Source organism: Mesorhizobium sp. WSM4830, assembly GCF_055811495.1.
Genome location: NZ_JBVVQI010000002.1, coordinates 404,304 through 409,227, shown reverse-complemented (window position 1 = coordinate 409,227; position 4,924 = coordinate 404,304). Strand labels below are relative to the sequence as shown.

9 protein-coding genes are annotated in these 4,924 nt (G+C 61.8%); 6 read left to right on the top strand and 3 right to left on the bottom strand.

Annotation, left to right across the window (positions count from 1 at the left end):
- Window positions 1-63 precede the first annotated feature (63 nt).
- The 4 genes from AC0L2Y_RS04840 (at window position 64) to AC0L2Y_RS04825 (ending at window position 2,251) form a co-directional block, all read left to right on the top strand.
- Window positions 64-285, top strand: coding sequence for a hypothetical protein (locus AC0L2Y_RS04840; RefSeq protein ID WP_473554208.1), 222 nt, complete (start codon window positions 64-66; stop codon window positions 283-285).
- A 204-nt stretch (window positions 286-489) separates the two neighbouring features.
- Window positions 490-1,479 (top strand): DUF2332 domain-containing protein, encoded by a 990-nt coding sequence (locus AC0L2Y_RS04835; RefSeq protein WP_473554179.1) that lies wholly within the window; start codon window positions 490-492, stop codon window positions 1,477-1,479.
- 290 nt (window positions 1,480-1,769) lie between these two features.
- The gene (locus AC0L2Y_RS04830; protein ID WP_473554177.1) at window positions 1,770-1,979 is read left to right on the top strand and encodes a hypothetical protein; all 210 of its coding nucleotides are present in this window, start codon (window positions 1,770-1,772) and stop codon (window positions 1,977-1,979) included.
- 38 nt (window positions 1,980-2,017) lie between these two features.
- Complete coding sequence (locus AC0L2Y_RS04825; RefSeq protein WP_352492179.1) at window positions 2,018-2,251, top strand: hypothetical protein; 234 nt, start codon at window positions 2,018-2,020, stop codon at window positions 2,249-2,251.
- Between the two features lie 107 nt (window positions 2,252-2,358).
- Here the strand turns inward: AC0L2Y_RS04825 and AC0L2Y_RS04820 are convergent, their stop codons facing one another.
- Window positions 2,359-2,673, bottom strand: a complete 315-nt coding sequence (locus tag AC0L2Y_RS04820) for a hypothetical protein (protein WP_473554175.1) — start codon at window positions 2,671-2,673, stop codon at window positions 2,359-2,361.
- Window positions 2,674-2,746: 73 nt separating this feature from the next.
- Window positions 2,747-3,265, bottom strand: coding sequence for a metallophosphoesterase family protein (locus AC0L2Y_RS04815; protein WP_473554174.1), 519 nt, complete (start codon window positions 3,263-3,265; stop codon window positions 2,747-2,749).
- Between the two features lie 164 nt (window positions 3,266-3,429).
- Between AC0L2Y_RS04815 and AC0L2Y_RS04810 the strand changes: the two genes are divergently transcribed.
- Together AC0L2Y_RS04810 and AC0L2Y_RS04805 are read left to right on the top strand one after the other, a co-directional pair.
- The gene (locus AC0L2Y_RS04810; protein ID WP_473554171.1) at window positions 3,430-3,759 is read left to right on the top strand and encodes a hypothetical protein; all 330 of its coding nucleotides are present in this window, start codon (window positions 3,430-3,432) and stop codon (window positions 3,757-3,759) included.
- A gap of 94 nt (window positions 3,760-3,853) precedes the next feature.
- A complete protein-coding gene (locus AC0L2Y_RS04805; RefSeq protein WP_473554169.1) occupies window positions 3,854-4,402 on the top strand; it encodes a DNA-3-methyladenine glycosylase in 549 nt (182 codons plus the stop codon).
- 32 nt (window positions 4,403-4,434) lie between these two features.
- Here AC0L2Y_RS04805 and AC0L2Y_RS04800 read toward each other — a convergent pair whose 3' ends face one another.
- Window positions 4,435-4,917 (bottom strand): DUF3606 domain-containing protein, encoded by a 483-nt coding sequence (locus AC0L2Y_RS04800; protein ID WP_473554167.1) that lies wholly within the window; start codon window positions 4,915-4,917, stop codon window positions 4,435-4,437.
- Window positions 4,918-4,924 lie beyond the last annotated feature (7 nt).

Genomic DNA, 4,924 nt, shown 5'->3' with positions numbered 1-4,924 from the left:
CATGCTGTGCTGCTAACTTCGCTCGTAAGGACGACCTTAAGAGCGCAGCCTCGCTACCGTGCCATCTTCTCGCAAGGCGGCCTTCGCCGGAGGCGTACGAGGATCGGCGCCTATATCCCCGATGACTTGCTGGAGGACTGGTTTGCGCCGGGAACCGGCATGAACCCGGTCAGCAAGGAAGCGCTCGCGGCCGCGAAGAATTACGGTTGGCGCTTCGAATGCGACTTCAAGCACTACCCCGAACGCAAGGAGGGCGCGTTCTGGAAGTGGGTGCCGGCCATCTGATCCGGGCTTGAACGGTTCATCGTTTCACGGAAACGCAGAACCGGTCTATCCTTGACGCAATTGCGGACGGAAAACCGTTTCACACTTTTCCTGGAATTGCTCAGCCTCCGCCGGTCGAGCCTGTGTAAAAACGCCGGGCCTGGCTCCAATCAGATCCGTGGATCATGTACTGTGATGAGAGGTCGGGACCGAGGATCAGCGGATATGGACGAGGAGGGCTTGGCCGAGATCTCAGCCCGATATATTCGCTTCGCCGATACGGAAGCTCGCGGCCGCTCGCCGCTCTACGAGGAGTTGGCTCGGGCAGTCGCTGGGGATCGGGAGGCGCTCGGTTTCCTGTCGACCCTTCCGGACCTGAAGCGGCAACCGAACCTTCTACTTGCAGCGGTGCGTCACCTGTTCGGCACGCCGACAGGGTGGACCGAGTTTCGCCAGGCGCTTCAGGCTAATCCCGACGCTATCCGCTCGCTCATGCTCGAGCGCTCAACGCAAACCAACGAGCCGGGAAGATGCGCCACCCTGCTCCCCGTGCTGGCGCGTTTGCCGCAGCCGCTGGCCCTCATCGAGGTCGGGACCTCCGCAGGGCTCTGCCTCATGCCCGACCTCTATGGCTATGACTACGGACGCAAGGTGATCCGCGCACCCGCGATGGCCTTGGAGCCGCCTGTCTTCCGATGCCTCGCCAGCGAAACAACGCCATTGCCGACGGCCTTGCCGCAAGTCGTCTGGCGGGCGGGATTGGACCTGAGCCCGATAGATGCTTCGGACGACTCGCAAGTCGCATGGCTTGAGACACTGGTCTGGCCGGAACAGACAGCACGGCTCGCCAATCTGCGGGCTGCCCTGAAGATCGCTGCCACAGTCAAGCCTCGGGTGGTGAAGGGCGACCTGCGCGGGAGCGACCTCGTGCAACTCTGCAACGAAGCGCCAAACGACGCTACACTCGTCATCTTTCACACAGCCGTCCTCGACTATGTCTCCGACCCTGGTGACAGAGAGGCATTTGCCGAGCAGGCGATGCGTCTCTCGCCTTATTGGGTATCGAACGAGTTCCCTCGCGTCTTCCCCTCCATCGCCACACGCGCCGGAACAAGCTGGCCGCCCGGCCGCTTCCTCCTATCTGCGAACGGCTCCCCTGTAGCTTGGACAGACCCGCATGGCGCCTCGGTCGAATGGATCGCGGACGAGGCGTAGGCTATAGGTGGTGGATTGCCGTCCTTGGCCAGAGACGCCATCAGTTCTCAGTTTCATCTATGCGCGTTTGGACTACTCGCGTCTGGAATTCGTTGGAAGCGACCTCTCCAGCTTGCCCAGTCGCCGCCTCTACCTGACGGCTGAGAAAGAGAACGGCGCGCTGAGGGGTACTAAGACGCTCCACAGTCGGGAACCACAGCTATCGGCAAGCCGTTTACGCTGCAAACCCCGCCTGGCGATCCTCAGAGCCCAGGCCGAGTTTCTCCAGAGAACCAAATTGGAGATTGATCATGACAAGCGCTGCCGACCGCGATCCGCGCCACCACACGCAGAAAATGCAGAAAAAGTTGGAGGAGGTGAAGCAGCACCTTCGCGAAGACATCGAGAAGGTCGATGAGCCGCAGCTGAGGGCGATGTTCGAGACGTCTGCCGAGGTGATCGGCGGCCTCCAGAAGGCTTTCCAGGACTATGAACAGAAGAATGAACCCGCCTGGCGTTGAACGACTTCTTCGCGGGTAGGTTTCGAAGGGAGCGCCCCGTGCCTGCACCACCTGAAATGGATGCCGTCCTCGAACAGCTGCCACTGAGGATCGGCGCCTATATCCCCGATGACTTGCTGGAGGACTGGTTTGCGCCGGGAACCGGCATGAACCCGGTCAGCAAGGAAGCGCTTGCCGCGGCCAAGAACTACGGTTGGCGCTTCGAATGCGAGTTCAAGCACTACCCGGAACGCAAGGAGGGCGTGTTCTGGAAGTGGGTGCCTGCGATCTGATCCGCGCTGGAACGGTTCATCGTTTCACGGAAGCGCAGAACCGGTCTACCTTGTTTTTGACGCAAATCCGGACGGAAAACCGTTTCACACTTTTCCCGGAATTGCTCTCAGCCTCCGCCGATCGGCGTCATCACCTTGCCGGTTCCGCCGCATTCGGGGCAAATTCGGCCGTCGATCATGCCTGACCCTGCACAGCGGCGGCAAATATTCTCGCCAGCGCCGGGAATGCCTGCGGGAACCTCGTCCGGGTTAGTTTGAGCGGCTTGGCGGGGCTTGCCCTGCAGCTTGTTTCTCAGCCGGGCGACCCAGCCTTCGTCGATCTCGAGCGGCTGGCTGCTGTCGTCCGGCAAGCCTTCGCCGGATTGGCCGATGGTTTCATTGCGCGGCCGGTCGTTCGCGCCTGTCGTGATCTTCTGAGCCATTGCGTTTGCCTCTGCGCCTTGCAATTTTCGAACGCCTCAGCTGCGCAGAGGTTCCGGTAGCGGCCAGCCGCCTTCAGCCAGGTTTTTTCCGAGCCGCCCTTCGGTCGCGGCTGGCAAGGATGGTGGTTAGCGTGACCGGACGAAAATCCCAGCTGTCGACGCCGACGTCATACTGACGCGTGACAGGGGTCAGCCGGCCGTGGGAATGGCCATGCAGGTCGATCGATTTCCTGCCGATCTGGTTCCAGGTGCGAAAAGGATAGTGGCAAAGGATCAGCAGGCTGCCGTCGAGCGTCAGCTCCTTGTAGTGTTGCGTGCTCGCCCAACCCGTGGCGTCGATGGTGGCCGCAGCATCGTTGTTGCCGATGACCAGATGCTTGCTGCCATGAAGAGACGCCAGCAGCGACGACACGAAAGCTGCCGTTCCCCTGGCAAAATCGCCCAAGTGCCAGACCTCGTCGTCCGGCCCGACAGTCTCGTTCCACAACGCAATGAGAGCGCGATCATGTTCCGCCAGCGAGCCGAACGGGCGGCGGTCGATGCGCAAAATGCGCGGGTCGCTGAAATGCGTGTCGGCGGTGAAGTAGATCATGCGCTGGAGCCTGTTTCGAACTGCCCTGCTCAACCCGCTCGATCGCCGGTTGTTCCTGTAGGCAGGCAAGCGGTTTCCGCTCGCCGGAACTTTGAAACGGGGGAACTTTGAAATGAGACGCAGGTTAGAATGCTTGAAGCCGATGCTCTGAAAGGACCTCGACGATGACCGACGCAGCACCTCTTGGGCGAAGCCCGGCTCAAGCCAGGGGCGATATCGACGCCGGGCGCGAAGGGGATAAGACCCCGGGCATCGATCCGGCTGCGGCTCCGATGGAAACGGACGCCGAATCAGCCGGCAACGCTCCGGCAAAAGATCCGTCTCGGCCCCGTGAAACCCCGAAGTTTACCAACCAGGCGAGCTATGCCAATGCGATGCGCCCGCTGCAGGACGAGCCCGCCGTCCAACCGCGCAGATACGGGCCGGTCCTGGTGATTGCCGCCATCGTCGTGCTGGCCGCGGCGGTTTTCATCGGCGCAGCCATGCTGCGCTGAATACCTTTATCCGTGAGCTGTGGCTGGACATTTTGTGTCCGGTCCGGGAACTTGCCGACGCGCCAGGTTCAGGCGTGAACGAGTCTGCTGCACAGTGACCACGACCCATCAATTCTTTGCCCGTGACGCCACCATCGTGGCGCGCGACATGATTGGCGCCTCGCTGCTCTTGCACGGCGTTGGCGGCACCATCGTCGAGACCGAGGCCTATCGCCCGGATGACCCGGCTTCGCATGCTTTCGGTGGCAGGACGGTGCGCAACGGCGCCATGTTCGGCGCCCCGGGCAGCGCCTATGTCTATCGCTCCTATGGCCTGCATTGGTGCCTCAATGCCGTCTGCCTGCCCGGCAGTGCCGTGCTTATCCGCGCAATCGAACCGCAATCCGGGCTGGACGCGATGCGGGCCAATCGCGGCGTTGACGATCCCCGGCTGCTTTGTTCGGGACCGGGTCGCCTTTGCCAGGCGCTGGCAATCGACAAATCCCATGACGGGCTGCCGCTGGACGTGCCGCCATTCGACTTCAGGCAGCCGGGCGACGCCAGCGCCATTCTTACAGGCCGCCGGATCGGCATTTCCAAGGCTGTTGATGCAGAGTGGCGGTTCGGCCTGCGCGGCTCGGATTATTTGAGCCGCAAGTTCTGACGCTGCGGCAGCGGCAGAGCAGCTGCCTGGCATCACTCGTCGGGTTTGCCGAGATGCATAGGCGTTCTCTGTTGGCGGGCTTCGCTGGTCACCTCGTCGGCTCCGGCAGGTGAAATCCCTCGCAACGCCTTCGCGGCTTCGATCAGGCGCCTACGATCATTGCCGAAGCTCTTGATCAGCTGGCGGACCTGGTCGGCGGTGATGCCGTTCTGTTGGGCAAAATACTCGACCTCGCGGTCGTCTTCCGCAGCAACGCGATCGCGGTCGCGGAAATCTCGCTTGCTCTTATCGTCAGCCATTTTTTCCTCCTGGTGGAGCTTCGCATCAATGGCAACGTGGGCAAGCGGCTTTCGTTGCCGCGACCAGGCGGACTTTTGCGCCATCGTGGCGACTGACCAGGAACCATGAGGCGAGCAGCCGGTTTGGCTTGGATGCAGCAGCCACCAATTCATACCGATGGAGATTACGATGACGCTCGCAAGCAAAACCACTGTAATTGCAGCGGCGCTGGCCATGTTGGCC